Source organism: Xanthobacter autotrophicus (assembly GCF_005871085.1).
Lineage (GTDB): Bacteria > Pseudomonadota > Alphaproteobacteria > Rhizobiales > Xanthobacteraceae > Xanthobacter > Xanthobacter autotrophicus.
Window position 1 is genome coordinate 1 of sequence record NZ_VAUP01000011.1, and the last position, 23026, is coordinate 23026.

Genomic DNA, 23026 nt, shown 5'->3' on the forward strand with positions numbered 1-23026 from the left:
GCGCCAGCGCCGAGGACGTGGCGCGCGGACGCGGGGTCTCGCTCATGACCGTCCGCAGCCAGATCCGCTCGATCCTGGGCAAGTCGGAAGCGGAGAATTTGCGCGACTTCGAGCGCACCATGGCGACGCTCGGGGCGCTCGTGCCGCAGCTGCGCTGAAGGATCTTCCGCCGGCCCGTCGGTCGCTTCGTTTCCCGCATAGACAGTTCTGACGATGAGGCCTCTGGCCCGGCTGGCTAGGCTCCGTTCAATCGAACCGGGACCGGATGCACGCCATGCAACAGCACGTCACCCCTGCGCCGCGCCGGCGCATGATCGTCGGCATCAGCGGCGCCACCGGGATCATCTTCGGGCTGCGCATCCTGCAGGTGCTGCGGCGCCTCGACATAGAGACCCACCTCGTCATGTCGAAGCCGGGCGAGCGCACCCTCGCCTACGAAACCGAGCTGAAGGTGCGCGACGTCCGCGCCATGGCGGACTTCAATTATCTGGATGCCGACGTCGGCGCCGCCATCGCCTCAGGCTCGTTCCGCACTATGGGCATGATCGTCGCGCCCTGTTCGGTGAGGAGCCTGTCCGCTATCGCCACCGGCAACACCGACGGCTTGCTCACCCGCGCGGCCGACGTCTGCCTGAAGGAGCGTCGCCGGGTGGTCCTCATGTTCCGTGAGACGCCCCTGCATGCCGGGCACATCCGCGCCATGGCACAGGCCACCGAGAACGGCGCCATCGTCTTCCCGCCGGTGCCGGCGTTCTATGACCGGCCGGCTTCGCTGGACGAGATGGTGAACCACACCGTCGGGCGCGTGCTCGATCTGTACGACCTCGACGCAGGCCTGTTCAATCGATGGGGCGGCCAGCCGGAAGCAGTTCCTCCCGACGACGTGCGCGCCAGGGGAGACGCCTGATGCCCCTCACCGACCTGCGCCTTTATGTCGAGGCTCTGCGCGCCCTCGGGGAGATCCAGGAGATCGACGCGCCGGTCGCCCTCGATCTGGAGCTCGGTGCCATCATCCGGCGCTGCATTGAGACCGGGGCGCCGGCCCCCCTGTTCAAGAGCTTCTCGGACCACCCCGGTGGTTTCCGCATTCTTGGTGCTCCGGGCGGTACCAGCGCGCAGTCCGGCATGGAGCTCGTTCGCGTTGCCGTCGCGCTGGAGCTGCCGCCGACCACGGGCGGCCTTGTGATCGCCGAGGTCATTGCCGCGAGCCTCGACAGGCTCGCCATCGACCCGGTGGTCGTGGACGATGCGCCGGTCTTCGAGAACACCGTCACCGGCGCCGCGGTGGACCTCACCGCGCTTCCCGTGCCGCTGCTGCACTACGGGGACGGCGGGCGCTATCTCAACACCTTCGGCTGCATCGTCGCTCGCACGCCGGACGGAACCTGGACCAACTGGTCCATCGCCCGAATGATGGTCATCGACGGCAAGCGTCTCTCGGGGATCGTGGCGCCGCAGCAGCACCTAGGGATGGTGGCGAAGGCCTGGGCGGATCTGGGCAGGCCGATGCCGTTCGCGCTGGCGCTCGGGGTCGAGCCTGCCATTCCCTTCATCTGCGGCATGCCGCTTCCCGCCCAAGTCGATGAGGGCGGGCGCCTCGGCGCGCTGCTGGGGCGCGCCGTCAGGACCGTGCAGTGCAGGACGGTCGATCTTGAAGCTCCCGCCAGCGCAGAGATCCTGATCGAAGGGCACCTCCATCTCGACGAATTGGTCGAGGAAGGCCCCATGGGCGAGTTCGCCGGCTACATCCCTCTCGATACGCAGACGCGCCGGCCCACCTACCGGGTCTCCGCCATCAGCCATCGTGACAACGCCATCCTGCCTGTGGTGGTCGCCGGTGAGCCGGCGGAAGAGAACCACACCGCCTGGGGCCTGCCCAGCTCGGCACAGCTTCTGTACGAGCTGCGCACGGCCGGCATTCCGGCCACCACGGCCTGGATCCCATTGCAGTCGGCGCTGCACTGGCTGGTGGTCACGGTTCCCCGTGATTGGCGCCGTCGCAGCGGCGTCAGCGAGAGCGAGGCGCTCTGCCGGCGCATCGGTCAGACGGTTTTCGCGAGCAAGGCGGGAGCGGTGATCCCCAAGGTGATCGTGCTGAATGACGACGTCGATCCGACCGACTTGAAGGAACTGGTCTGGGCCTTCGCCACGCGCTGCCATCCCTTGCTCGGCCATGTTGTGTTCGACGATGTCGAGGGAGCGCCGATGCTGGCCTATCTCCGCGGGAGCGAGAAGGTCTCGGGCCATACCGGCAAGATCGTCTACAACTGCCTTGCCCCGGACGAATGGGGCGAAGCCCTGCCGATGCGGGCATCGTTCCGCCACGGCTATCCGGCGGAGATCGTCGACCGCGTGCGTCGGCGCTGGAGCGAGTACGGTTTCAAATAAGCGTCGCCCATCCACCCCACGTCAACAGCCGGCGGTCCGGGCATCATCACCCGGCGCCGGAGAGAGGAAAACCATGACCGACGCATTCGAATCCACCCATCCGTCGGAGATCGCCGGCTTCGTGGGCAAACACATCATCTATACCTATGCCAACGGCTGGCAGTATGAGATGTACTTCAAGAACGACCGCACCATCGACTACCGCGTCCATGGCGGCATGGTCGGCGGGCGCTGGGTCAAGGGCCAGGAGGTCCACATCGTCCGCCTGGCCGACGGCGTGTACAAGGTCTCCTGGCACGAGCCGACCGGCACCTGCGTGAGTGTCGCCTACAATTTCAACGAGAACCGCGCCCACGGCGCCACCTTCTTCCCCCGCTGGATCGAACAGGAACCGAAGAAGATTATCGGCTTCCAGAACGAGAAAATCGACCTAATGCGCCAGTATCGCGACGCGGGGCCGACCTATCCGACCCTTCTCGTCGACGAATTCGCCGATATCACCTTCGTGGAAGAGTGCGGCCGGGACGACGAGAGCGTGATCGCCTGCGCCCCCGAGGATCTGCCTCCGGGCTATGCTACGCGTCGCAATGTGGGCTAATGGGCTCCCGCGGCCGGATGCAACACGGAGGCATTCGAAGGTGGTGATCCGGGACCTTAATCGTCGTCAAGTCGCGATGCTCGGCGTAGCCTTGGCCGCGACATGGCGCGCTCCGGCGGAAGCACAGACGAGATCCCCAATGCTCTATCCGGGCGAGGAATTGACCGCGGCGGCCGGCTATCCGGCTCTGGTGCGGTTCGAACCGGGGCGCGAGGGCCTCCCCGTCGTGGTGTTCGTGACAGGCGGAGGGGTGCTCGGCCGCATCGCCTACGGACCGCCCGGGGGAAGGGCTGCCGACTTCCTGTGCCACTGGCTGCATGAGGAAGGCTTCCCGTCGCTGGTCCTGTCCTATCCCATCGACAGCAGGGGGGTGTTCGACACCGCATTCCCACAGTTTTCGGTCACCGACTGGGCGGAGCAGAGCGCCGAGATCATCGCCCGCTACATGGACCGCAATGGCCTGCCGGCCAACGCCATCGTGCTCGGCTGGAGCATGGCGGGGCGCATTGCCGAGCCGCTTCATGCGGCGCTGCGACGAAAGGGAAAGGGCATCGAACTCTTCGTCGCGATGGCGGCGGCATCGGCGCTTCCCCATACCCTGCCTGGCCTCGACCACCTGAAGCCGGCGGCGAGTGGCCTCGCTGGGGTCAAGGGAGCCTACCTCGACTGGCTGCTCCACTGCCTCACGGATCAGAACGCGGCTGCCGGCCACGTGGTGCTCGATGCCGACGCATTCACACGCGAGATGACCGGTGATTTCCCGGTCGGGCTGGCCGCATCGGCAATGCGCTACAGAGACGGAGCTTTCGTTCCCGACCCGGCCGGAGACGCGCGTGAGGTCGGCACCGCGCGCTACCGCGCCTTTCCGCCGCTCGCTTTGATGACACACGCCTCCGCGATCGACGCCCGGCACGCTCTCACGGATCGCTCCACATGGGGCGTCTACATCACCCAGCAGCTTTGCGAAGGTCTCGTTTTCTCGCAGCCAGACAAGCTCGCCGCGCTTCCCCCCGAGACATGGGCGTTGCTGGTCGAGCATGTCGGGCACGCCGCCCAGCGGCTGAGCGCGACGCTGCCGGGCAACCACATGTTCTTCCTGGGAGAGAATGGTGCGAGGAGAACCGTGCAGACGTTGAAGTTCCTCAGGCAAACCGCCGCAGACGTTGCAGGTGAGATCTCACATCTTATGGACTGAAAAATCGCTCATCAGTCCTCTCTAATTGTGCGAGCGGCATGGCGGTGGCAGGGGCACCCCGTTCGACGATCTTGCCGCAGTGAGCGCGAAGGTCGTCCGGCGTGATCTCTGTCAGTAGACGATTCCGCCAGACGGGCATGAGCTCGCGCTCGAAGATAGAGCGACGCATCGCGCGCGTGCTGTCGGCCATGGTCGCATTGGTCAGCCATTTCTCACCGAATTCGCCGAAGCTCTTTGCTTCCTTGATCCGGCGCTTCTCCCGCTGCTTCTCGATGGCGGGGGACCGCCCCTCGGCGATTGCCCGGCGCGCGTCGATGCATAACTCGCGGGCCCTGGCGAGCGATATCCCGTCACGGGCATACCTACCGAGATAGACGGTTTCCCGCCTGCCGTTCAGCCGATAGTCGAGCCTGAACGAGATGGCGCCCGACGGTGCGACGCGCACATACATGCCGTCACGATCAGATACCTTGTACATTTTATCTTTTGATTTCAGACACTTAAGTTCTGCATCGGTCAACATTTCGGGTCTCCTCGCGGAAAAGTACCGTCACGCGGTCTTTGGAGGCCGATGGCGTAGAAAATGCTTATACTTCAGCGTCTTATATCGAAAAAAGTACCGTCATGAGCCTCATTGCTCCTGACGGTACTTTCGTTTTTCCGGTTGATCAATGGGGGGCAAGGCCCGTCAGCGAGGCCGCCGAACGCGATCTATGCCCACCGATAGATGTCGATAGGCATAGGAGTAATTTATTTTTATTTACAGTGCGTTATGTCGTATCACAGCGCAAAATCGGCGGCGTTCGGATGGGCCTGAATCACTCCCACTCGATGGTCCCCGGGGGCTTGCTGGTGACGTCGTAGACTACGCGGTTGACGCCCTTCACCTCGTTGATGATGCGGGTCGCGGTGCGGCCGAGGAAGCCCATGTCGAAGGGGTAGAAGTCGGCGGTCATGCCGTCCACGGAGGTCACCGCGCGCAGGGCGAGGACGTGGTCGTAGGTGCGGCCGTCGCCCATCACGCCCACGGTGCGCACCGGCAGCAGCACGGCGAAGGCCTGCCAGATCACGTCGTAGAGCCCGGCATAGCGGATCTCTTCCAGATAGATGGCGTCGGCCTTGCGCAGGATGTCGAGCTTCTCGCGGGTGATGGCGCCCGGGCAGCGAATGGCGAGGCCGGGGCCGGGGAAGGGGTGGCGGCCCACGAAGCTCTCGGGCAGGCCCAGCTCCCGGCCGAGCGCGCGCACCTCGTCCTTGAACAGGTCGCGCAGGGGTTCCACCAGCTTCATGTTCATGCGCTCGGGCAGCCCGCCCACGTTGTGGTGGCTCTTGATGGTCACCGAGGGGCCGCCGGCAAACGAGACGCTCTCGATCACGTCGGGATAGAGCGTGCCCTGGGCGAGGAAATCGGCACCGCCCACCTTCCTGGCCTCGGCATCGAACACGTCGATGAACAGCCGGCCGATGGTCTTGCGCTTGGCCTCGGGGTCCTCGACGCCCTCCAGTTCCTTCAGGAACAGCTCGGAGGCGTCCACATGCACCAGCGGGATGTTGTAGTGGCCGCGGAACAGCGAGACGACCTCGTCGGCCTCCGCCTGGCGCATCAGGCCGTGGTCCACGAACACGCAGGTGAGCTGGTCGCCGATGGCCTCATGGATGAGCACCGCCGCAACGGACGAATCCACGCCGCCGGACAGGCCGCAGATGACGCGGCCCGTGCCCACCTGCTCGCGGATGCGGGCGATGGCGCGCTCGCGGAAGGCGCCCATGGTCCAGGCGCCCTCGAGCTTCGCCACCTTGCGCACGAAATTGGAGAGCAGGCGTGCGCCGTCCGGGGTGTGCACCACCTCGGGGTGGAACATGAGGCCGTAGAAGCGCCGCGCTTCGTCCTCGATGGCGGCGAAGGGGGCATTGGCCGACGTGCCCATCACCTTGAAGCCGGGGGGCAGGGCGGTGATGCGATCGCCGTGGCTCATCCACACCGTGTGGCCCTCGCCGGGGTGCCACAGGCCATCGAACAGGTCGGATGTGGCCTCCACCTGCAGGGTGGCGCGCCCGAATTCGCGATGGTGGCCGCTTTCCACCTGCCCGCCCAGCTGTTCGGCCATGGTCATCTGGCCATAGCAGATGCCGAGCACGGGGATGCCGGCCTCGAACACCTCCTGCGGCGCGCGGGGGCTGTCGCCATCCGGGACGGAAGCCGGGCCGCCGGACAGGATGACCGCCTTCGGCTTCATGGCACGGAACGCTTCCGCCGCCTTCTGGAACGGCACCACCTCGGAATAGACGCCCTCCTCACGCACCCGCCGGGCGATGAGCTGGGTCACCTGGCTGCCGAAGTCGATGATGAGGATGGTTTCCTGGGCGGCAGTATCCAAAGCGGGGGAGGACATGAAGGGGCACCTTGCGCGCGAAGGAGGAAATGTTGCGCCCTCCTTTAGCGGCAAAGCGGCCATTTAAAAAGTCAAGGCCGGCGCAGGTCGGCCTTGCGCCGGGTGAGGCCTGCTCAGAGGGCCGTCCAGTACGGCTCGCACCCGGCCGGCGGCTTTGCGGCTGTGGCTCCGTGGCGGCGCTTCAGCTCGGCGCAGCTGAAGGCGCGGGCATCGGTGGGAAGCCTGGAATTGATGGCGGTGCCGATCTCGTCATAGGGCTCGCCGGAGGCGTAGACGTAGAAGGCCCAGTAGCCGCCGACGACAAGCACGGCGATCAGCAGCAGTCGGATGATGCCCATGGCGGGTTCTTTCTCGTGAGCCGGGAGGCGGACGCGCGCGCCAGCCTGATCGCAGCCATAACGCTCCGCTTGCGCTGAAGGTTCATTTCGGTGTCGCGGGCCTCACCCCGCCCGCTTCATCACGCTCACGAAGAAGCCGTCCGTGCCGGTGCGGCGGGGGGTCATCAGGATGCCCTCGCGGCTGGTGAGGGCGGCATCCGCAAGGGCGGCCCCCTGCGCGCCCAGCGAGAGCACCGTCTCGTTGGGCGGCACCACGTGGAAATCCTCCCGCTTGGAGAGCAGGGCGCGCACCTGGGCGCCGTTCTCCTCGTCCAGCAGGGAGCAGGTGACATAAGCGAGCCGGCCGCCGGGGCGCACATAATGGGCGGCTTCCTCCAAAATCTTGGCCTGCTCGGATGTGCGCTGGGCGAGGGCACCGGGGCGCACCCGCCATTTGGCGTCCGGGTTGCGGCGCCAGGTGCCGGTGCCGGTGCAAGGGGCGTCCACCAGAACGAGGTCCATGTGGCCTTCGAGGTCGTGGAGCACGTCCTCGGCGCCGCGCGGGCTGCGCACCTGCACATTGCGCACGCCGGCGCGGGCGAGGCGCTCGTGCATGGGCTTCAGACGACGGATGTCGCTGTCGTGGGCGTAGAGCTGGCCCTTGTTGTCCATGAGGGCGGCAAATTCCAGCGTCTTGCCGCCGGCGCCCGCGCACAGGTCCAGCACCTGCGATCCGGGCACCGGGCGGGCGAGGATAGCGGCGAGCTGCGAGCCCTCGTCCTGCACCTCCACCTCGCCCCGCAGGAAGGCGGGCTCGGCGGAGACGGGCGGGGCCTTGCCCTCGGAATCCAGCAGGATGCGCAGGGCGAGAGGCGAGAAGCGGCCGGGTGCCGGGTTGAGATGGGAGAGTTCGGCGCGCACCGCCTCCGGTTCGCCCTTCAGGGTGTTGACGCGCAGGTCCAGCGGCGCGCGGGTGGCCAGCGCCGCGCCTTCCGCCACCACGTCCTCGCCGAACACGTGGCGCAGGGAGGCGTGGAGCCACTGGGGATAGTCGCCGCGCACGAAGGGCGGCGCGCCCTTGATGCTCGGGTCGGCGAGGCGGGCGCGCTCGTCCTCGGTCAGGGGCGCCGGGGCGAATCGGGAGCCGTCCGCCAGCGCCGCGATGGCCTCGCCATCCAGCGCCCGCATCAGCACCAGCATGCCCAGCACCAGCGCCCGCGGCTCCTCGGAGCCCATCACGTGGGCCGCGGAGGCGCGCCGGCGCAGGGTGTCATAGACGATGCCGGCGATGGCGGCGCGGTCGCCGGAGCCGGCGAAGCGGTGGGAGAGGCCCCAGTCCTTCAGTGCGTCGGCAGCGGGCCGGCGGCGGGTGGTGAGGTCGGTGAGGACCTCGATGGCGGCGGAGATACGGGCGGCGGGGATCATGGTCTATCCGTCAGGGGCGCGCGGGGGCGGGCTGAAGGCCTTCCGCCTCCAGCTGCCGGGCGAAGAGGTCGAGGGCTGAGCCCAGCTTCTCGTCGATCACGTGGAGATATTCGGTCCAGTCGCCATAGCCGGTCAGCTCGGCCTTGCCGTCGCTGATGCCGCGCAGGCCGATCATGGGCAGGCCGTGGCGCCGCGCGGCGCGCAGCACGGCGAAGCTCTCCATGTCCACCATGTCCTCGGCGATGGCATCATAGGCCGCGCCTGAGATGATGGCACCGCCGGTGGAAAGGGAGGCTTCCGGCACGCCCTTGATGCGGTGGGCAAGCTCGATCACCGCCGGTTCGTCGAGGAAGGGGGTGCGCCCCTTCTCGAAGCCCAGGGCGGAGGCATCCATGTCGCGATAGGCGACCCGTGCCACCTGGTAGACTTCCGCATGGTCAAGGCTGCGCGAGCCGGCCGAGCCCAGGGTGAAGACCAGGTCAGGCAGAAGGTTCTGGTGGGCGAGGAGGGCGAGGGCCCGTGCCGTCTCCACCGCCGCCTCCACCGGCCCCACCCCGGTGATGAGGGGATCGATGCGGGACTTCAGATGGGGGCCGTATTCCTGGCTGGTGGCCATCACAAACAAAATGGAATGGCCGCCGATGGAAGACAGGTGGCGGGCGGGGTCGGTCATCAAGGTCACCTGAGGCGCAAGCTGGAGCGAAACGTCTGGAGCGCAAAGTCCAACTCCTCGACCGCCCCGCTTCGCCTGTCAACCAGCCGCCTTCAGATGTTGAGCAGGATGGCGAAGGCGAACAGGCCCCACATCAGCGCCAGGACTGCAAGGCTTGCCAGGTCGAAGCTGACCCCGAAATTCATGCGCCCGCGCGCCTCGGCGGAAAGCAGGTGCGGGAAGGCGGAGATCAGGCGCAGCAGCACGAATACCCAGGCCAGCACCACGAAGATGATGTCCGCCTTGCGGGTGTACAGGGCGAGGATGGTCAGCGTGTAGAACAGCACCGCCGCGAGCCCGGCGCGCAGGCCGTCGGCCGTCACCTCGGTGGACTTGACGGCGCGCAGCAGCACCGCGAGCACCAGCGCGACGTGCACGAAAAGGGGAAGAAGGATCATCTGCACCGACATGAGGGCCTCCGCCGTGGGGACGCGCAAGCTCAAGCGTCGCCAAGAAGAGGAACCGCGGCCGCGGCGGTTCGTTCCCTTGAGGCGAGGAGGAAGCGTCATGGTCGCACAGGCATCGATGAAGGAGCTGCGGCGCCAGGTGGAGCAGGGCCGCGCGCCGCGCCCGCTGTTCACCCGCTTCTCCCAGATGGCGGCCCGCTACACCGGCAAGCCCGCCACCTTCATCGGTGCCATGGCCATCATCGTGGTGTGGGGGATGACGGGGCCGCTGTTCGGCTTCAACGACACTTGGCAGCTGGTCATCAACACCTCCACCTCCATCGTCACCTTCCTCATGGTGTTCCTGATCCAGAACAGCCAGAACCGGGACACGGCGGCGCTCCAGATCAAGCTGGACGAGCTGATCGCGCGCCTCGACGGGCCGCGCGAAGTGCTGCTGGATCTGGAGGATCTGGACGAGGAGACGCTGGAGCGCCTGCGCCTCGAACACGCCCTGCTCGCCGACAAGGCGCGCGAGCGCTCGGATTCCGGAGCCGGACCGGAGGCCTCGAGCCCCGCACCGGCGGACCCCTCCGTTCCGAAGGCCTGACCGGGCCGCGCGCTCAGCCGCGCGGCAGCGGCTCCACGGCGAAAGCTTCGGGTGGCAGACCGGCGCGGGAGCGTGCCACCATGGTCTCGAACGCCCGTTCCATGTGGCGGGCATAGCGGTCGATGTCGAACAGGGGCGAGGTGGGGCGGGCGGCGGCAAGGCGCGCGCGCGCCTCCGCCAGGGCGGCTGGATCGTTGGCGAGGGCGACGGCCCTGGCCACGAAGCCCTCCACATCGGTGGTGATGAAGTCCGCCAGATTCATCTGCGTCATGATGCTGGCCGCGACCCGCGAGGCGAACGAGCGGCCGGTGCGCGTCACCATGGGCAGGCCCATGCGGAGCATGTCGCTGGCGGTGGTGTGGGCGGTGTAGGGGAAGGTGTCGAGGAAGAGATCCGCCAGGGGGAGGCGGGCGAAATGGTCCTTGAGTGGGACGATGGGCGCGAACACGAGGCGGGCGGGATCGAGGCCGCGCGCCTCGGCCTCGCGGCGCAGGGTGTCGGCGCTGTTCTTTCGATTCTCCAGCACCCAAAGGACCGAGCCGGGCACGGCCTTGAGGATGCGCGTGTAGGCGGAGAACACCTCCGGATCGAGCTTCCAGGCCGAATTGAAGGCGCAGAACACGAATGCCTCGTCCGGCAGGTCGCAATCGGCCCGGGTCGGGCGTTCGCCCACCGGCAGCTCGGGGTCGTTGGGCTGGTAGCAGTCCGGCAGATGGACGATCTTCTCGGTGTAGAAGGCCGCGTCCGAAAACGGCAGCACCACCGGGTCGGCAATCACATAGTCCATGAAGGGCGCGCCGCTGGTGCTCGGATAGCCGAGATAGTTCACCTGCACCGGTGCAGGGCGATCGGCGAAGGCGGCAAGGCGCTCGCCACTGGTGTGGCCCATGAGATCGATAAACACATCAATGCCAAGGGCGGCGACCTCCTCGGCGATGGCCGCCGGGGAGGCCTTCTCCCGGTCAAGAAAGTGGTCGACGGCATCGACGATGCTCTGGCGGTCCGCCGAGCCGTCGTCGGGCCCCACCGATATGGCAGTAATTTCGAACCGGCTGCGGTCGTGCCGCGCCAGCAGCTTGGAGATCAGGAAAGTGGTGGGGTGCGTCCTGAAGTCCGCGGACAGATAGGCTATGCGGATCGGCCCGGTGGCGGCGCGGCGGTCCGCATGGTCGAAGCCCCGCGGGCGGGCGGGCGGGGCCTCGTCCGTGACCTTGCGGCGGGCGGCTGCCAGATGGAGGGCCGGATCGTCCACATACAGCATCAGAAAGGGCAGGGTCGGGACCGACGGGTCCGCGACGCCGCGCTTCAGGTGCTCGAACAGGCGATCGTGGTGGCGCCAGTCCCAGACCGCACGACGGCTGGGAACCAGCAGATTGGCCGCCAGAGGAAGGCTCTGGTCGAGGGCGAAGGCGCGCTCCATGGTGGCGCGGGCATCGTCCTCCTGCTTCAGGGCGCCTTGGGCCAAGGCAAGGTTGTACCAGGCCTTGCCATCGTCCGGCCGGCGCGCCAGCACCTTCTTGTACAGTTCGATGGCCTCGACTTCCCGGCTCTGGCGGGCGCGGACGATGCCGAGCAGGTGCATCACGTCCACATGGTCGGGCGCCGCCCGCAGGATCTTGCGATAGTGCCGGGCCGCGTCCTCATACTGGCCGCGCAGCTGGTGCTGGTAGCCATCGTAGAGCAGCTTCTGGAGTGCGGGCGTCAGGGGCGGGGGCGTCGTTGGCATGGCTGCGTGCGGTTGAACCTTGGAGCCCGCCTCTAGCATGGGGATGGCCGAGGCGATAGCGCCGCGCTCAGGCGCCGGACCCTTCGACAGGGGGAGGTGCCAGAACGATATGGTCCGGCGCAGCGCCGGCCAGGGCGCGCTCCATCATGGCCAGATAGGCCGCCTCGATCTGGATGCGGTAGCGCTGGATGTCGAACAGGCGGGCCCGTGCGGCACCGTCCTCGAGCCCGCCGCGGATTGCGGCAAGCCGCTCCGGGTCGCGGGCGAGGGTGAGGGCCAGCGCCTCGTAGGCGGCCGGGCTGTCGGTGATCAGATCGCCCAAACCGGCGAGATGCATCAGGCGGCCAGCCACCTTGGAGGCGAAGGAACGGCCGGTCCGCGTTACCAGCGGCAGCCCCACCCGAAGCGCATCCGAGGCCGTGGTGTGGGCGGTATAGGGAAAGGTGTCGAGGAACAGGTCCGCCAGCGCCATGCGGGCCAAATGCTCCGGCAGCGGCCGGTGCGGAGCGAAAATGAGCCGGTCGGGCGCCACGCCGGTGGCTTTGGCTTCGCGCCGGAGATTGGCGCGGGCGTCCTCCCCTGCGAGCAGCCACAGCACACTGCCCGGCACCTCCATGAGGAGGCGCAGCCAGAGGGCGAAGGTCGCCGGATCGAGCTTGCGCGTATTGTTGAAAGCGCAGAACACGAAGCCGGTGTCGGGCAGGCCGCATTCAGCCCGGCCGGGGCGGGTGGCGGGGGCAAGGGTCGGGTCGTTGGGCTGGTAGGTATCGGGAAGCTGAACCACCTTCTCGCTGAAGAAGCGGGCGTCTTCCAGCGGCAGGACGAAGGGATCGGCGATCACATAGTCCATGAAATCGGCGCCGCTGGTGCCCGGATAGCCGAGATAGCTCACCTGCACCGGAGCGGCGCGGGCGGCGAAGATCTCCAGGCGGTTGCCGTTGGTGTGGCCCATCACATCCACCAGGATGTCGATGCCGAGGCTGCGGGCGCGTGCGGCGGTCTCGGCCGGCTGGTCCCGCTCGCAGTCGATGAAGCGGTCGACGCTCGCCTCCACCCGCCTGCGGGCCGGGGAAGCGTCGTTCGGCCCGATGGAGAGGGCGGTGATCTCGAATTTCGAGCGGTCGTGGACTTCCAGCAGCCGGACCAGGAGATGGGTGGTCGGGTGGTTGCGGAAGTCGGCCGACAGGTAGCCGATGCGCACGCGCCCGTCCGTTCGCGCCCGGGCGGGGAGGGGCGTCGGAACGATGCCGGCGCAGCGCCGGCGGACGGTACGGCGCGCGGCCGCGAGCTGCAGCGCCGGGTCGTCGAGCCACAGGGTGAAGAAGGGCGGGATCTCCGGCCGGGCCGGGTCCCCGGCGCGGGCGATGGCGGCCAGAAGCTGCGCGTCGTCCCGCCAGTCGCAGACCGAGCGGCGCGCCGAAAACAGCATGCCGATCCCCTCGGCGAGGGAGGGATCCAGCGCCAGGGCGCGGGCGAAGGCCTCGGCGCCCTCGCTGTTGCGCTCCACGGCGGTGCAGGCGAGACCGAAATTATACCAGAGCTTGGCGTCCTGCGGCTTCAGCGCGGCGGCGGCGCGGTAGAGCGCGAGGGCCTCGTCGGTGCGGTTCTGGCGCGCCCGCACCATGGCCAGAAGGTGCATGACGTCGGGGTGGTCCGGCACCTTCTTCAGGATCTTGCGATACTGGCGGGCGGCGTCGTCCAGAAGGCCGCGCACCTGGGCCTGGTAGCCGTCGTGCAGCAGGCGGGTCTGGTCGGGGGAAAGCGGGGGGATCGGCACGAAGGGCTTCGGAAGGTTCTGAGCGCACGCGCGGTTTGCGCCGGCGAGTTACGCCAGCGTGATGTGTTTCGACGCTAGCACGGCGGCCGGGGCCGGTATAGTGACGCAACCGGACCCTGTACCCGACCGGAGACCGCCATGCCCATCTACGCCCTCGACGGTGTCGCGCCCACCCTGCCCGCCTCGGGACACTACTGGATCGCGCCGGACGCGGTGATCATCGGCAACGTGACCCTGAAGGAAGGCGCGAGCGTCTGGTTCGGCAGCGTGCTGCGCGGCGACAACGAGCCCATCGTGGTGGGGGAGGGCTCCAACATCCAGGAAAACTGCGTGCTCCACACCGATCCCGGCTTTCCGCTCACCCTCGGAACCAATGTGACCGTGGGCCACATGGCGACCCTGCACGGCTGCATCGTGGGCGACGGCAGCCTCATCGGCATGGGCTCCACGGTGCTGAACGGTGCGAACATCGCGGGGAGCTGTCTCGTCGGCTCCAAGGCGCTGGTGACCGAGGGCAAGGTGTTCGAGCCCTTCTCCCTCATCGTCGGGGCGCCGGCCAAGGTGGCGCGGCAGATCGACGAGGCGACGGCGGCGCGCCTCGTCGGCACCGCCGAGCACTACCAGCACAATTGGCAGCGCTACGCCAAGGGCCTGAAGCGCATCGACTGATCAGGCGGTCCGAGCCCCAAAAGGAAAACGGGCCGGAACCGCGGCGTCGGTTCCGGCCCGTCTTGCCGCCGTGGCGCGTTCGAAGGCGCTTAGGCGGAAGCTTGAAGCGTGCCTTGCGGCGCGCCGGGATCAGCGCCCGGTGCCCACCACCGGCGGCACGCGGGTCTCGCCCAGGGACACCCAGGTGGAGGGATCGACCTGGGACTGGCGCTTCACGTAGCGGTACCCGGTATCCTTCCAGGCGCGAACGTCGGTTTCCTGATTGTCGAGGATGAGGTCGCCCTTGTCGGTCATGACCGTGAGCACCGCGTGGCCGTCGCCCTCGCGGTCGCGGACCACGGTGATGAGCAGGACGGAGCTGGGCCAGCCCAGGTTGATGAGGCGGCGGCGCTTCTCCAGCACATAATCCTCGCAGTCGCCGCGACCGTCATCGGGATAGGCCCAGCGCTCGGTCTCGCCGTAATGGTCGAGGTCGGTCTCGGGCTGGACCGCCTCATTCACGATGCGGTTGATGCGGTCCAGCTCCGCCGAGCGCTGGGTGTCGAGCTTCATCACCGCGACGCCGGCACCGGCCGCCTCGCAATCGTGGGCGTGGTCGGCGCAGAACCGCACGTAGCCGGTAGGGGCGGTGGTGACGCGGCCGTCGGCGAGATGGCGGGGCGCGAAGGCGGAGGCGAGATTGGCGAAGCGCGTGTTCTGGGCCCGCTGCTCTTGAGCACTGGCGGCGCTCACCCCGGCGCACAGGAGCGCTGCGGCGAGGGCCAACAGGAGGCGGGGAGGCGAGATGCGCTTCGACATGGCGGGAAATCCGACCCGGTTAATGAAATGATAATGCCCGATGCTCGCCGCATTTGCGCCGTCAACCTTCTATTAACCTTAATGGGCCAGGTTTTTAGATACCTCTGATCGGTGCGGCCTTTTGTCGGTACCGCACGGGGAGGCGGGTGCGCGGGCACCGGCCGGATGCATTCGGCGGGCCGCCTGGCGGCGACGTCGAAATGCTGAAATCTTATTCAATCAATGCAATAGCGCAAAAAGTCCGGTCCGGTCCGGGGCGGCGACTTCGTCCAGGCCAGAAGGTCGCTGGTGAAAAGTCCGCTGGAGAGAACGTTGGAGCGCCGCCGCATTCATGTTAGTGACTGACGGGTCAGTCAGTGAAAGTTAACGATTGTGGCGCGCCCGCCGAACCCGGATCCGCAACAAACGGCGCCGTTGGCCCCGGCGCCCGGGGGACGCCGGCAGCGGGCCGCACCCATGGACAAGGCCGAACGGCGGCGCGCCATCCTTGCGGCCGCGCTGACGGTTTTCGCCGGCCACGGCTTTGCGGGCGCCCGCCTCGACGACGTGGCCCGAGAGGCCGGCGTGGCCAAGGGCACGCTTTATCTGCACTTCGCCGACAAAGAAGCGCTTTTTCGCGGCCTCGTGGAGCAGAACATCGCCCCTGTGCTGGCCGATGCCGATGCGGCCATCGCCCGGTTTCCGGGCACGACCGGCGACCTCATCGACCTGCTCATCGCGATCCTGGTCGAGCGGGTCATCGGCACCCCGGCGGAGGCTTTGGTGCGGCTCATGATCGCTGAGGGGCCGCGGTTTCCCGAGCTTGCCGCCTATTACCATCGGGAGGTGGTGTCGCGGGCCCTCGGCATCGTGCGCGCCATCGCCCAGCGCGGGCTCGACCGGGGCGAGATCACGTCCGACATCGCGGTCCGCTTTCCTCAGCTCGTCATTTCCCCCGCCGTCGTGGCCGTGGTCTGGAACGGCATGTTCGGCGCCTTCGATCCGCTCGACGTGAGGGCGTTCCTCTCGGCTCACCGGGACCTGCTGCTACGCGGGCTCGGATGGAGAGACACGTGAAACCCCATCGATTCTTCCTCCCGCTCCCATCTGTCGCCTCCGTCTTCGCGCTGCTCGGCCTTGCTGCCTGCGCGCCTGCGCCCGCTGACAGCTTCTCCGGCTATGTGGAGGGCGACCTCGTCTTCATCGGGCCAACCGAGCCCGGGCGCGTGAGCGCGCTCGCGGTGGAGGAGGGTAGCGCGGTCAAGCCCGGCGAGGTGGTCGCCCGGGTGGAGGACGACCTCCAGACTGCCGATCGTGACGCCGCCGCCGCCCAGCTGAAGGAGGCCGAGGCGCGGCTCGCCAATGCGCGCTCGCCGCTCCAGCGGCCGGAGGAGATCGCGGTGCTTCAGGCGTCCGAGCAGCGCGCCACCGCCGCCCTCGACCAGTCCCGCGTCGATCTCGAGCGCCAGAAGGCGCTGGTGCCGAAGGGGGCTTCATCCCAAGCCAATCTTGACGCGGCCCAGCACCAGTACGACCAGAACCAGGCGGCCCTTGATGAGGCGCGCAAGCGTATTTCCGCCGCCCGCATCGCCTCACGCACCCAGGATATCGAAGCCGCCGAGCAGGCGGTTTCTGCCGCGCGCGCCAACCTTGCCGCGGCGCAGGTGCGGCTCGACCGGCGCGTCCTGAAGGCGCCGACGGACGGCACGGTGCAGACCGTCTATTACCGCGTCGGCGAACTGGTGCCGGAGGGCCGGCCGGTGATCTCCATCCTGCCGCCGGGCCTGGTGAAGGTGCGGTTCTTCGTGCCGGAACAAGAGCTGCCGAAGGTCGCCCTGGGCGGCCGCGTCACCGTCACCTGCGATGGCTGCCCGCTCACCACAGCGAAGGTCTTCTTCATCGCGACCCAGGCCGAATATACCCCGCCCGTCATTTACAGCCGGGAGGAGCGTTCCAAGCTCGTCTATCTGGTGGAGGCGCGCCCCGACGATCCCGCCAGGGCGCGACCGGGCCAGCCCGTGAACGTGTCTCTCGGGGCAGCGCCGTGACTGCGGCCCCGGAGGCGCCAACGCCCGGCCGTTCCGCGCCGGAAGTCGCCATCGAGGTGGAGAACCTCTGCAAGAGCTTCGGCGGCCGGCGGGTGGTGGACAATCTCTCCATGCGCGTCATGCGCGGACAGATCTACGGCTTCCTTGGCCCCAACGGCTCGGGCAAGACCACCACCATTCGCATGCTGTGCGGGCTGCTGACGCCGGATTCCGGCCGCGGCACCTGCCTGGGCATGGATATCCTCACCCAGGCCCGGCGCATCCGCGAGCATGTGGGCTACATGACGCAGCGCTTCTCCCTCTACCAGGACCTGTCGGTGCGGGAGAACCTGGAGTTCGTGGCGCGGGTCTACGGCGTTCCTGAACCGGAGAAGGCCGCGAGCACCGCGCTGAAGCGGCTGGGGCTGGAAGGGCGGGGCAAGCAGCTGGCCGGCGCGCTCTCCGGCGGCTGGAAACAGCGTCTCGCCCTTGGCGCCTGCATTCTGCCCGGCCCCGACCTGCTGCTGCTCGACGAGCCAACCGCCGGCGTCGATCCCAAGGCGCGGCGCGAGTTCTGGGCGCAGATCCATGATCTTGCGGCGGAAGGGCTCACCGTGCTGGTCTCCACCCATTACATGGACGAGGCAGAGCGCTGCCACGAAATCGCGTACATCGCCTATGGCCAGCTACTGGCCCAGGGCACGGTGCAGAGCGTGATCGCGGCGGCCGGCCTTGCCACCGTCACCGTGGAGATCGCCGGCGCGGTGGGCCACGAGGCGGGGTTGCTTGTCACCCGACTTGCGCGCGAGCTGTCCGCCCTCGATGGGGTGGAGATGGTGGCGCCCTTCGGCACCGCGCTGCACGTCTCGGGGCGCGACCCGGTGGCGCTGGAGGCGGCGATCGCGCCCTACCGCGGCGATGCGCGCCTCGTCATCCGCGCCGATGCCCCGACGCTGGAGGACGTTTTCATCGACCTCATGAGCCGCTCGAAGGATGAACTGCGATGAGCGCGCTCACGGCCACGGTCGGCTTCCTCAGGCGCGTCGGCGCCATGATCGTGAAGGAATTCATCCAGCTGCGGCGCGATCGGGTGACCTTCGCCACCATGATCATGATCCCGCTACTGCAACTCATCCTGTTCGGCTACGCCATCAACACCACACCCCGCCACCTGCCCACGGCGGTGTTCGCCCACGAGAACACGGACGCCAGCCGCGCCATCCTCGCCGCCTTGCGCAACACAGCCTTCTTTTCCTTCGTGAAGGAAGCCGGGAGCGCGGAGGAGGCGGAGCATATGATCCGCGCCGGCGAGGTGTTGTTCTTCGTCGAGATTCCGGCGGGCTTCGAGCGGGCGCTCAGGCGCGGGGACCAGCCCCAGCTGCTGGTGGCGGCGGACGCCACCGACCCGGTGGGCTCGGCCAATGCGCTGGCTGCGCTGGCGGGGGTGGTGGGTTCGGCCCTCGTGCGCGAGCGGTTTGTCGATGCGGCGGGAGCCATGCCGTTCGAGATCGTCCAGCACCGGCGCTACAACCCCGCCGGCACCAGCCAGCTGAACATCGTGCCCGGCCTGCTCGGCACCATCCTCACCATGACCATGCTGATTTACACCGCCCTGTCGGTGACCCGGGAGACCGAGCGCGGCACCATGGAGAGCCTTTTGTCCATGCCGATCCACCCGGTGGAGATCATGCTGGGCAAGATCATTCCGTACGTGCTGGTGGGCATCGTGCAGGCGATCCTGATCCTCGGCTCCGGCATGATTCTGTTCGGGGTGCCGCTGGAGGGCAGCGCCATCTTCCTCGCGGTGGCGACGCTGCTGTTCATCACCGCCAACCTGTCGGTCGGATACACCTTCTCCACCCTGGCGCAAAACCAGCTCCAGGCGGTGCAGATGTCCTTCATGTTCTTCCTGCCGTCGATCCTGCTGTCGGGCTTCATGTTCCCGTTCTCGGGCATGCCCTTATGGGCGCAGTGGATCGGCGAGGCGCTGCCGCTCACCCACTATCTGCGCATGGTACGGGGAATCCTGCTGAAAGGGGCGGGTTTTGCCGACCTCCGGGTGGATGCCGCTGCGTTGGTGGCGCTCATGCTGCTGGCCATGGGCATCGCGGTGGCCAGATTCCGGCAAACCTTGGACTAAATGACATGCGGCATGTCGACGCGAAATCGCCGCAATTCGCGCTGCGTCCTGTGTGGAAAAGTTCGCATCTGGAAATTGGGGGCGCAGGCCGTTCCACCTAGCTGCGCTGGTCTTTTTGAGCAGCCGCGACCCCCCGCCGGGGTGCCGCGGGGTACCGGTACGGGCGAACTTGCGACGGCCAGTCGCAGCGCGCCTAGCATGCACTTCTTTGATATGTGTCAAGGTGAAAAAGGGTCCTAAGGCGATGGTGCGAGCCGAGGTCCCCGGTGCAATCTTTACGCTTCGGCGCGAAGGGTTTTCAGATGTCAACAATCCAAGATCCGATCCGGACGCCGGCGAAGGCCCTGCGGTTCGGCGAAGCCGGACTGCTGGTGGTTTTCGCCGCCTTCGCCTTCTTCGCGATCATTGTGGCGGCCAAGGCCTACACGCCGGCCTATGCGTTCCATGCCTATTTGTTCGCGGCCGCCAGCATTGCGGCGGTGTTCGCCATCGGCAACCGCTACATGGCCCGGCCGGCCGGGCCCGTGCCGCAGGTCAATGCCGACGGCAAGCCCAACTACAATTTCGACGTGGTGAAGTTTTGCACCATAGCCGCCGTCGTCTGGGGCATCGCGGGTTTCCTGGTGGGCGTGATCGCCGCGCTCCAGCTGGCCTTTCCGGTGGTCAATTTCGACCTGCCCTGGATCTCTTTCGGTCGCCTGCGTCCACTGCACACGTCGGCGGTGATCTTCGCCTTCGGCGGCAACGTGCTGATCGGCACCTCGTTCTACGTCGTCCAGCGCACCTCCCATGCTCGCCTGGTGGGTGATCTTGCTCCGTGGTTCGTGGTCCTCGGCTACAATCTCTTCATCGTCATCGCCGGCACGGGCTATCTGCTGGGCATCACCCAGGGCAAGGAATACGCCGAGCCGGAATGGTACGCGGACCTGTTCCTCACCGTGGTCTGGGTCACGTACCTGCTGGTGTTCCTGGGGACGATCCTGAAGCGCAAGGAACCCCACATCTACGTGGCGAACTGGTTCTACCTCGCCTTCATCATCACCATCGCGGTACTGCATCTCGGCAATAACGCCTCGGTGCCGGTGTCGGTGTTCTCGCCGAAGTCCTATATCCTCTGGTCGGGCGTCCAGGATGCCATGTTCCAGTGGTGGTACGGCCATAACGCGGTGGGCTTCTTCCTGACCGCCGGCTTCCTCGCCCTGATGTACTACTTCATCCCGAAGCGTGCGGAGCGGCCGGTCTATTCCTACCGTCTGTCCATCGTCCACTTCTGGGCGCTGATCTTCATCTACATCTGGGCCGGCCCGCATCACCTGCACTACACGTCCCTGCCGGACTGGGCGCAGACGCTGGGCATGACCTTCTCGATCATCCTGTGGATGCCCTCTTGGGGCGGCATGATCAACGGCCTGATGACCCTGTCGGGGGCATGGGACAAGCTGCGCACCGACCCGATCATCCGAATGATGGTGGTGGCGGTGGCCTTCTACGGCATGTCCACCTTCGAAGGCCCGATGATGTCGGTGAAGGCGGTCAACTCGCTCAGCCACTACACCGAATGGACCATCGGCCACGTGCATTCCGGCGCGCTCGGCTGGGTGGCCTACATCTCCTTCGGCGCCATCTACTGCATGGTGCCCTGGCTGTGGAACAAGCGCGAAATGTACTCCCTCAAGGCTGTGAACTGGCACTTCTGGGTCTCGACGCTCGGCATCGTGCTCTACATCTCCTCCATGTGGGTGGCCGGTATCCTTCAGGGCCTCATGTGGCGCGCCTACACCCAGCTCGGCTTCCTCGAATACTCGTTCATCGAGAGCGTCGAGGCCATGCACCCGCTCTACGTCATCCGCGCCATTGGCGGCATCCTGTTCCTGTCGGGTGCCCTGATCATGGCCTGGAACGTGTGGAAGACCATCACCATGCCCGAAGCGGCGGCCGAGCAGTCGCTCGCCCTTGCGCCTGCGGAATGAGGGGGAACTCATGGCAACGCAAGGCACGTCCATCTGGTCCAAGCACCAGATCTTCGAAAAGCACTCCTACTGGCTGATGCTGGGCATCCTGATCGTGATCTCGATCGGCGGCCTGGTGGAAATCGCGCCGCTCTTCTACCTGAAGAGCACCATCGAGAAGGTGGAGGGGATGCGCCCCTACACCCCGCTCGAACTGGCGGGCCGCAACATCTATGTCCGCGAGGGTTGCTACAACTGCCACTCGCAGCAGATCCGTCCGCTGCGCGACGAGGTGGAGCGCTACGGCCACTATTCGCTGGCGGCCGAGAGCATGTACGACCACCCCTTCCAGTGGGGCTCCAAGCGCACCGGCCCGGACCTCGCCCGCGTGGGCGGCAAGTATTCGGACCTGTGGCAGCGCGAGCATCTCCACAACCCGCGCGCCGTGGTGCCGGCCTCCATCATGCCGAGCTATCCCTGGCTCGCCCAAACCAAGCTCGACACCAAGCATCTGGCTGCCGACCTCAAGGACCTGAAGCTGCTCGGCGTCCCGTACACGGACGAGATGATCGAGAAGGTGCAGGAAGACCTGAAGGCGCAGTCCACCACCGATGGCGACACGAGCGGTCTCGACAAGCGCTATCCCAAGGCCCAGGCGCGTGATTTCGACGGCAATCCCGGCGAGCTCACCGAGGCTGACGCGCTTATCGCCTATCTCCAGATGCTCGGCACGCTCGTGGACTTCAAGCTCTACGACAACCAAGCCAACGTGAGGTGATCCCATGCACGAGACCTATCTCTGGCTCGCGACCTTCGCCCAGACCTGGGGCCTCGTGCTCTTCGTCCTCGGTTTCCTGCTGGTGATCGCCTACGTCTTCTGGCCCTCGAAAACGAGGAAGAAGGAATTCGACGACGCCGCCAACATCCCGCTCAAAGAGGATTGATCCCGTGAGCACGACTCAAGATACCCACCATGGCAAGGTGGATGCCGCAACCGGCGTCTCGACCACCGGTCACGAATGGGATGGCATCTCGGAGCTGAACAACCCGCTTCCTCGGTGGTGGCTGTGGGTTTGGTATGCCTGCATCGTCTGGGCGATCGGCTACTGGATCCTGTTCCCTGCCTGGCCGCTGATCAACGCCGCGACGCCCGGCCTGCTCGGCTGGCACTCGCGCACGGCGGTCCAGGTGCAGCTTGCCGATCTCCAGACGCTGCGCTCCGAAAGCGCGGCAAAGCTCGCCAACGCCTCGCTCGAGCAGATCGAGCAGACGCCGGCGCTGCTGACCCTCGCCCGGGCCCAGGGACGCGTCGCCTTCGCTGACAATTGCGCGCCGTGCCACGGCGCCGGTGGCGGCGGGGCGACAGGCTTCCCCAACCTCAATGACGACGACTGGCTGTGGGGCGGTTCGCTGGAGCAGATTCAGCAGACCATCCAGTACGGCATCCGCTCCGGCGACGCCGAGGCGCGGACTGGATCGATGCCGGCCTTCGGTCGCGACGGTATCCTGCAGAAGGCGGAAATCTCGGCGGTGGCGGACTATGTGCGCACCCTGTCCGGTATTGCCCAGCCCGGTGCGGATTTCGCCAAGGGCAAGGAAGTGTTCGCTGCCAATTGCGCCGCGTGCCATGGCGAAGACGGCAAGGGCAACCTGGAACTGGGCGCCCCCAACCTGACGGACGGCATCTGGCTCTACGGTTCGGACAAGGCCACCATCGAGTACGGCATCGTCAACGGCCGCGGCAACGTGATGCCGGCGTGGCACGCCCGCCTTGAGCCGACCACCATCAAGGCGCTGACCGTTTATGTCCACTCTCTCGGCGGCGGTCGCTGACGGGAGGGTCCGGCGGCCCGGCTTGCACCGCGTTCGCCGGGCGCGCAGATTGTAACGTGAAGCGCGCCGGATCTGGGCTGTCGCCCGGTCCGGCGCGCGCGCTT

The 23026-nt window shown here is 67.1% G+C and carries 22 protein-coding genes and 1 pseudogene; 14 read left to right on the forward strand and 9 right to left on the reverse strand.

Annotation, left to right across the window (positions count from 1 at the left end):
• Positions 1–274: 274 nt before the first annotated feature.
• The 4 genes from FBQ73_RS03940 (at position 275) to FBQ73_RS03955 (ending at position 4181) form a co-directional block, all read left to right on the forward strand.
• On the forward strand, positions 275–907 hold the full coding sequence (locus tag FBQ73_RS03940) for a UbiX family flavin prenyltransferase (protein WP_138398218.1): 633 nt from the start codon (positions 275–277) through the stop codon (positions 905–907).
• Positions 907–2388 (forward strand): UbiD family decarboxylase, encoded by a 1482-nt coding sequence (locus FBQ73_RS03945; protein ID WP_170218737.1) that lies wholly within the window; start codon positions 907–909, stop codon positions 2386–2388. The genes FBQ73_RS03940 and FBQ73_RS03945 overlap by 1 nt, the downstream gene beginning before the upstream one ends.
• Before the next feature lie 73 nt (positions 2389–2461).
• Positions 2462–2986, forward strand: coding sequence for a phenolic acid decarboxylase (locus FBQ73_RS03950; RefSeq protein ID WP_138398220.1), 525 nt, complete (start codon positions 2462–2464; stop codon positions 2984–2986).
• A gap of 139 nt (positions 2987–3125) precedes the next feature.
• The gene (locus tag FBQ73_RS03955; protein ID WP_138398221.1) at positions 3126–4181 is read left to right on the forward strand and encodes a hypothetical protein; all 1056 of its coding nucleotides are present in this window, start codon (positions 3126–3128) and stop codon (positions 4179–4181) included.
• 37 nt (positions 4182–4218) lie between these two features.
• Here FBQ73_RS03955 and FBQ73_RS03960 read toward each other — a convergent pair.
• From FBQ73_RS03960 to FBQ73_RS03985, 6 genes and pseudogenes are all read right to left on the reverse strand, one after another.
• Positions 4219–4704: pseudogene (locus FBQ73_RS03960) on the reverse strand (tyrosine-type recombinase/integrase); the annotation flags it as partial.
• 295 nt (positions 4705–4999) lie between these two features.
• Positions 5000–6574 (reverse strand): glutamine-hydrolyzing GMP synthase, encoded by a 1575-nt coding sequence (gene guaA, locus FBQ73_RS03965; protein ID WP_138398222.1) that lies wholly within the window; start codon positions 6572–6574, stop codon positions 5000–5002.
• Positions 6575–6687: 113 nt separating this feature from the next.
• The gene (locus FBQ73_RS03970) at positions 6688–6912 is read right to left on the reverse strand and encodes a hypothetical protein (protein ID WP_138398223.1); all 225 of its coding nucleotides are present in this window, start codon (positions 6910–6912) and stop codon (positions 6688–6690) included.
• Positions 6913–7014: 102 nt separating this feature from the next.
• Positions 7015–8316 (reverse strand): RsmB/NOP family class I SAM-dependent RNA methyltransferase, encoded by a 1302-nt coding sequence (locus FBQ73_RS03975; RefSeq protein WP_138398224.1) that lies wholly within the window; start codon positions 8314–8316, stop codon positions 7015–7017.
• 10 nt (positions 8317–8326) lie between these two features.
• Positions 8327–8989 carry a 5'-methylthioadenosine/S-adenosylhomocysteine nucleosidase gene (locus FBQ73_RS03980; protein ID WP_138398225.1) on the reverse strand — a complete coding sequence of 221 codons (663 nt, stop codon included), beginning with the start codon at positions 8987–8989 and terminating at the stop codon, positions 8327–8329.
• 92 nt (positions 8990–9081) lie between these two features.
• Positions 9082–9438 carry a hypothetical protein gene (locus tag FBQ73_RS03985; RefSeq protein WP_138398226.1) on the reverse strand — a complete coding sequence of 119 codons (357 nt, stop codon included), beginning with the start codon at positions 9436–9438 and terminating at the stop codon, positions 9082–9084.
• Between the two features lie 97 nt (positions 9439–9535).
• Between FBQ73_RS03985 and FBQ73_RS03990 the strand changes: the two genes are divergently transcribed.
• A complete protein-coding gene (locus FBQ73_RS03990; protein WP_138398227.1) occupies positions 9536–10024 on the forward strand; it encodes a low affinity iron permease family protein in 489 nt (162 codons plus the stop codon).
• Between the two features lie 13 nt (positions 10025–10037).
• Here FBQ73_RS03990 and FBQ73_RS03995 read toward each other — a convergent pair whose 3' ends face one another.
• Positions 10038–11750, reverse strand: coding sequence for an O-linked N-acetylglucosamine transferase, SPINDLY family protein (locus FBQ73_RS03995; protein WP_138398228.1), 1713 nt, complete (start codon positions 11748–11750; stop codon positions 10038–10040).
• A gap of 67 nt (positions 11751–11817) precedes the next feature.
• A complete protein-coding gene (locus tag FBQ73_RS04000; protein ID WP_138398229.1) occupies positions 11818–13527 on the reverse strand; it encodes an O-linked N-acetylglucosamine transferase, SPINDLY family protein in 1710 nt (569 codons plus the stop codon).
• Positions 13528–13665: 138 nt separating this feature from the next.
• Here FBQ73_RS04000 and FBQ73_RS04005 point away from each other — a divergent pair, with 138 nt between their 5' ends.
• Entirely contained in the window at positions 13666–14196 is a 531-nt protein-coding gene (locus FBQ73_RS04005) for a gamma carbonic anhydrase family protein (protein ID WP_138398230.1), read from the forward strand.
• A gap of 129 nt (positions 14197–14325) precedes the next feature.
• Here the strand turns inward: FBQ73_RS04005 and FBQ73_RS04010 are convergent, their stop codons facing one another.
• On the reverse strand, positions 14326–14994 hold the full coding sequence (locus FBQ73_RS04010; RefSeq protein WP_138398231.1) for a transglutaminase-like cysteine peptidase: 669 nt from the start codon (positions 14992–14994) through the stop codon (positions 14326–14328).
• A gap of 456 nt (positions 14995–15450) precedes the next feature.
• Here FBQ73_RS04010 and FBQ73_RS04015 point away from each other — a divergent pair, with 456 nt between their 5' ends.
• From FBQ73_RS04015 to ccoP, 8 genes are all read left to right on the forward strand, one after another.
• Positions 15451–16050 carry a TetR/AcrR family transcriptional regulator gene (locus FBQ73_RS04015; RefSeq protein ID WP_246089556.1) on the forward strand — a complete coding sequence of 200 codons (600 nt, stop codon included), beginning with the start codon at positions 15451–15453 and terminating at the stop codon, positions 16048–16050.
• On the forward strand, positions 16047–17021 hold the full coding sequence (locus FBQ73_RS04020) for an HlyD family secretion protein (protein ID WP_138398233.1): 975 nt from the start codon (positions 16047–16049) through the stop codon (positions 17019–17021). The genes FBQ73_RS04015 and FBQ73_RS04020 overlap by 4 nt, the downstream gene beginning before the upstream one ends.
• Positions 17018–18007: an ABC transporter ATP-binding protein gene (locus tag FBQ73_RS04025; protein ID WP_138398234.1), complete on the forward strand. Its 990-nt coding sequence runs from the start codon at positions 17018–17020 to the stop codon at positions 18005–18007. Before FBQ73_RS04020 ends, FBQ73_RS04025 begins: the two co-directional genes overlap by 4 nt.
• Entirely contained in the window at positions 18004–19140 is a 1137-nt protein-coding gene (locus FBQ73_RS04030; protein ID WP_138398235.1) for an ABC transporter permease, read from the forward strand. Before FBQ73_RS04025 ends, FBQ73_RS04030 begins: the two co-directional genes overlap by 4 nt.
• Positions 19141–19442: 302 nt before the next feature.
• Positions 19443–21110, forward strand: a complete 1668-nt coding sequence (gene ccoN, locus FBQ73_RS04035; protein ID WP_138398236.1) for a cytochrome-c oxidase, cbb3-type subunit I — start codon at positions 19443–19445, stop codon at positions 21108–21110.
• 10 nt (positions 21111–21120) lie between these two features.
• A complete protein-coding gene (ccoO, locus tag FBQ73_RS04040; RefSeq protein ID WP_138398237.1) occupies positions 21121–21867 on the forward strand; it encodes a cytochrome-c oxidase, cbb3-type subunit II in 747 nt (248 codons plus the stop codon).
• 4 nt (positions 21868–21871) lie between these two features.
• On the forward strand, positions 21872–22033 hold the full coding sequence (locus FBQ73_RS04045) for a cbb3-type cytochrome c oxidase subunit 3 (protein WP_138398238.1): 162 nt from the start codon (positions 21872–21874) through the stop codon (positions 22031–22033).
• 4 nt (positions 22034–22037) lie between these two features.
• Positions 22038–22922, forward strand: coding sequence for a cytochrome-c oxidase, cbb3-type subunit III (ccoP, locus tag FBQ73_RS04050; RefSeq protein WP_138398239.1), 885 nt, complete (start codon positions 22038–22040; stop codon positions 22920–22922).
• The last annotated feature ends 104 nt before the right edge of the window (positions 22923–23026 follow it).

What these genes read in the sequence shown, in the direction of transcription:
- FBQ73_RS03940 (WP_138398218.1), top strand. Translation starts at nt 275, where the DNA reads ATGCAACAGCACGTCACCCCTGCGCCGCGCCGGCGCATGATCGTCGGC.
- FBQ73_RS03945 (WP_170218737.1), top strand. Translation starts at nt 907, where the DNA reads ATGCCCCTCACCGACCTGCGCCTTTATGTCGAGGCTCTGCGCGCCCTC.
- FBQ73_RS03950 (WP_138398220.1), top strand. Translation starts at nt 2,462, where the DNA reads ATGACCGACGCATTCGAATCCACCCATCCGTCGGAGATCGCCGGCTTC.
- FBQ73_RS03955 (WP_138398221.1), top strand. Translation starts at nt 3,126, where the DNA reads ATGCTCTATCCGGGCGAGGAATTGACCGCGGCGGCCGGCTATCCGGCT.
- guaA (WP_138398222.1), bottom strand. Translation starts at nt 6,574, where the DNA reads ATGTCCTCCCCCGCTTTGGATACTGCCGCCCAGGAAACCATCCTCATC.
- FBQ73_RS03970 (WP_138398223.1), bottom strand. Translation starts at nt 6,912, where the DNA reads ATGGGCATCATCCGACTGCTGCTGATCGCCGTGCTTGTCGTCGGCGGC.
- FBQ73_RS03975 (WP_138398224.1), bottom strand. Translation starts at nt 8,316, where the DNA reads ATGATCCCCGCCGCCCGTATCTCCGCCGCCATCGAGGTCCTCACCGAC.
- FBQ73_RS03980 (WP_138398225.1), bottom strand. Translation starts at nt 8,989, where the DNA reads ATGACCGACCCCGCCCGCCACCTGTCTTCCATCGGCGGCCATTCCATT.
- FBQ73_RS03985 (WP_138398226.1), bottom strand. Translation starts at nt 9,438, where the DNA reads ATGTCGGTGCAGATGATCCTTCTTCCCCTTTTCGTGCACGTCGCGCTG.
- FBQ73_RS03990 (WP_138398227.1), top strand. Translation starts at nt 9,536, where the DNA reads ATGGTCGCACAGGCATCGATGAAGGAGCTGCGGCGCCAGGTGGAGCAG.
- FBQ73_RS03995 (WP_138398228.1), bottom strand. Translation starts at nt 11,750, where the DNA reads ATGCCAACGACGCCCCCGCCCCTGACGCCCGCACTCCAGAAGCTGCTC.
- FBQ73_RS04005 (WP_138398230.1), top strand. Translation starts at nt 13,666, where the DNA reads ATGCCCATCTACGCCCTCGACGGTGTCGCGCCCACCCTGCCCGCCTCG.
- FBQ73_RS04010 (WP_138398231.1), bottom strand. Translation starts at nt 14,994, where the DNA reads ATGTCGAAGCGCATCTCGCCTCCCCGCCTCCTGTTGGCCCTCGCCGCA.
- FBQ73_RS04015 (WP_246089556.1), top strand. Translation starts at nt 15,451, where the DNA reads ATGGACAAGGCCGAACGGCGGCGCGCCATCCTTGCGGCCGCGCTGACG.
- FBQ73_RS04030 (WP_138398235.1), top strand. Translation starts at nt 18,004, where the DNA reads ATGAGCGCGCTCACGGCCACGGTCGGCTTCCTCAGGCGCGTCGGCGCC.
- ccoN (WP_138398236.1), top strand. Translation starts at nt 19,443, where the DNA reads ATGTCAACAATCCAAGATCCGATCCGGACGCCGGCGAAGGCCCTGCGG.
- ccoO (WP_138398237.1), top strand. Translation starts at nt 21,121, where the DNA reads ATGGCAACGCAAGGCACGTCCATCTGGTCCAAGCACCAGATCTTCGAA.
- FBQ73_RS04045 (WP_138398238.1), top strand. Translation starts at nt 21,872, where the DNA reads ATGCACGAGACCTATCTCTGGCTCGCGACCTTCGCCCAGACCTGGGGC.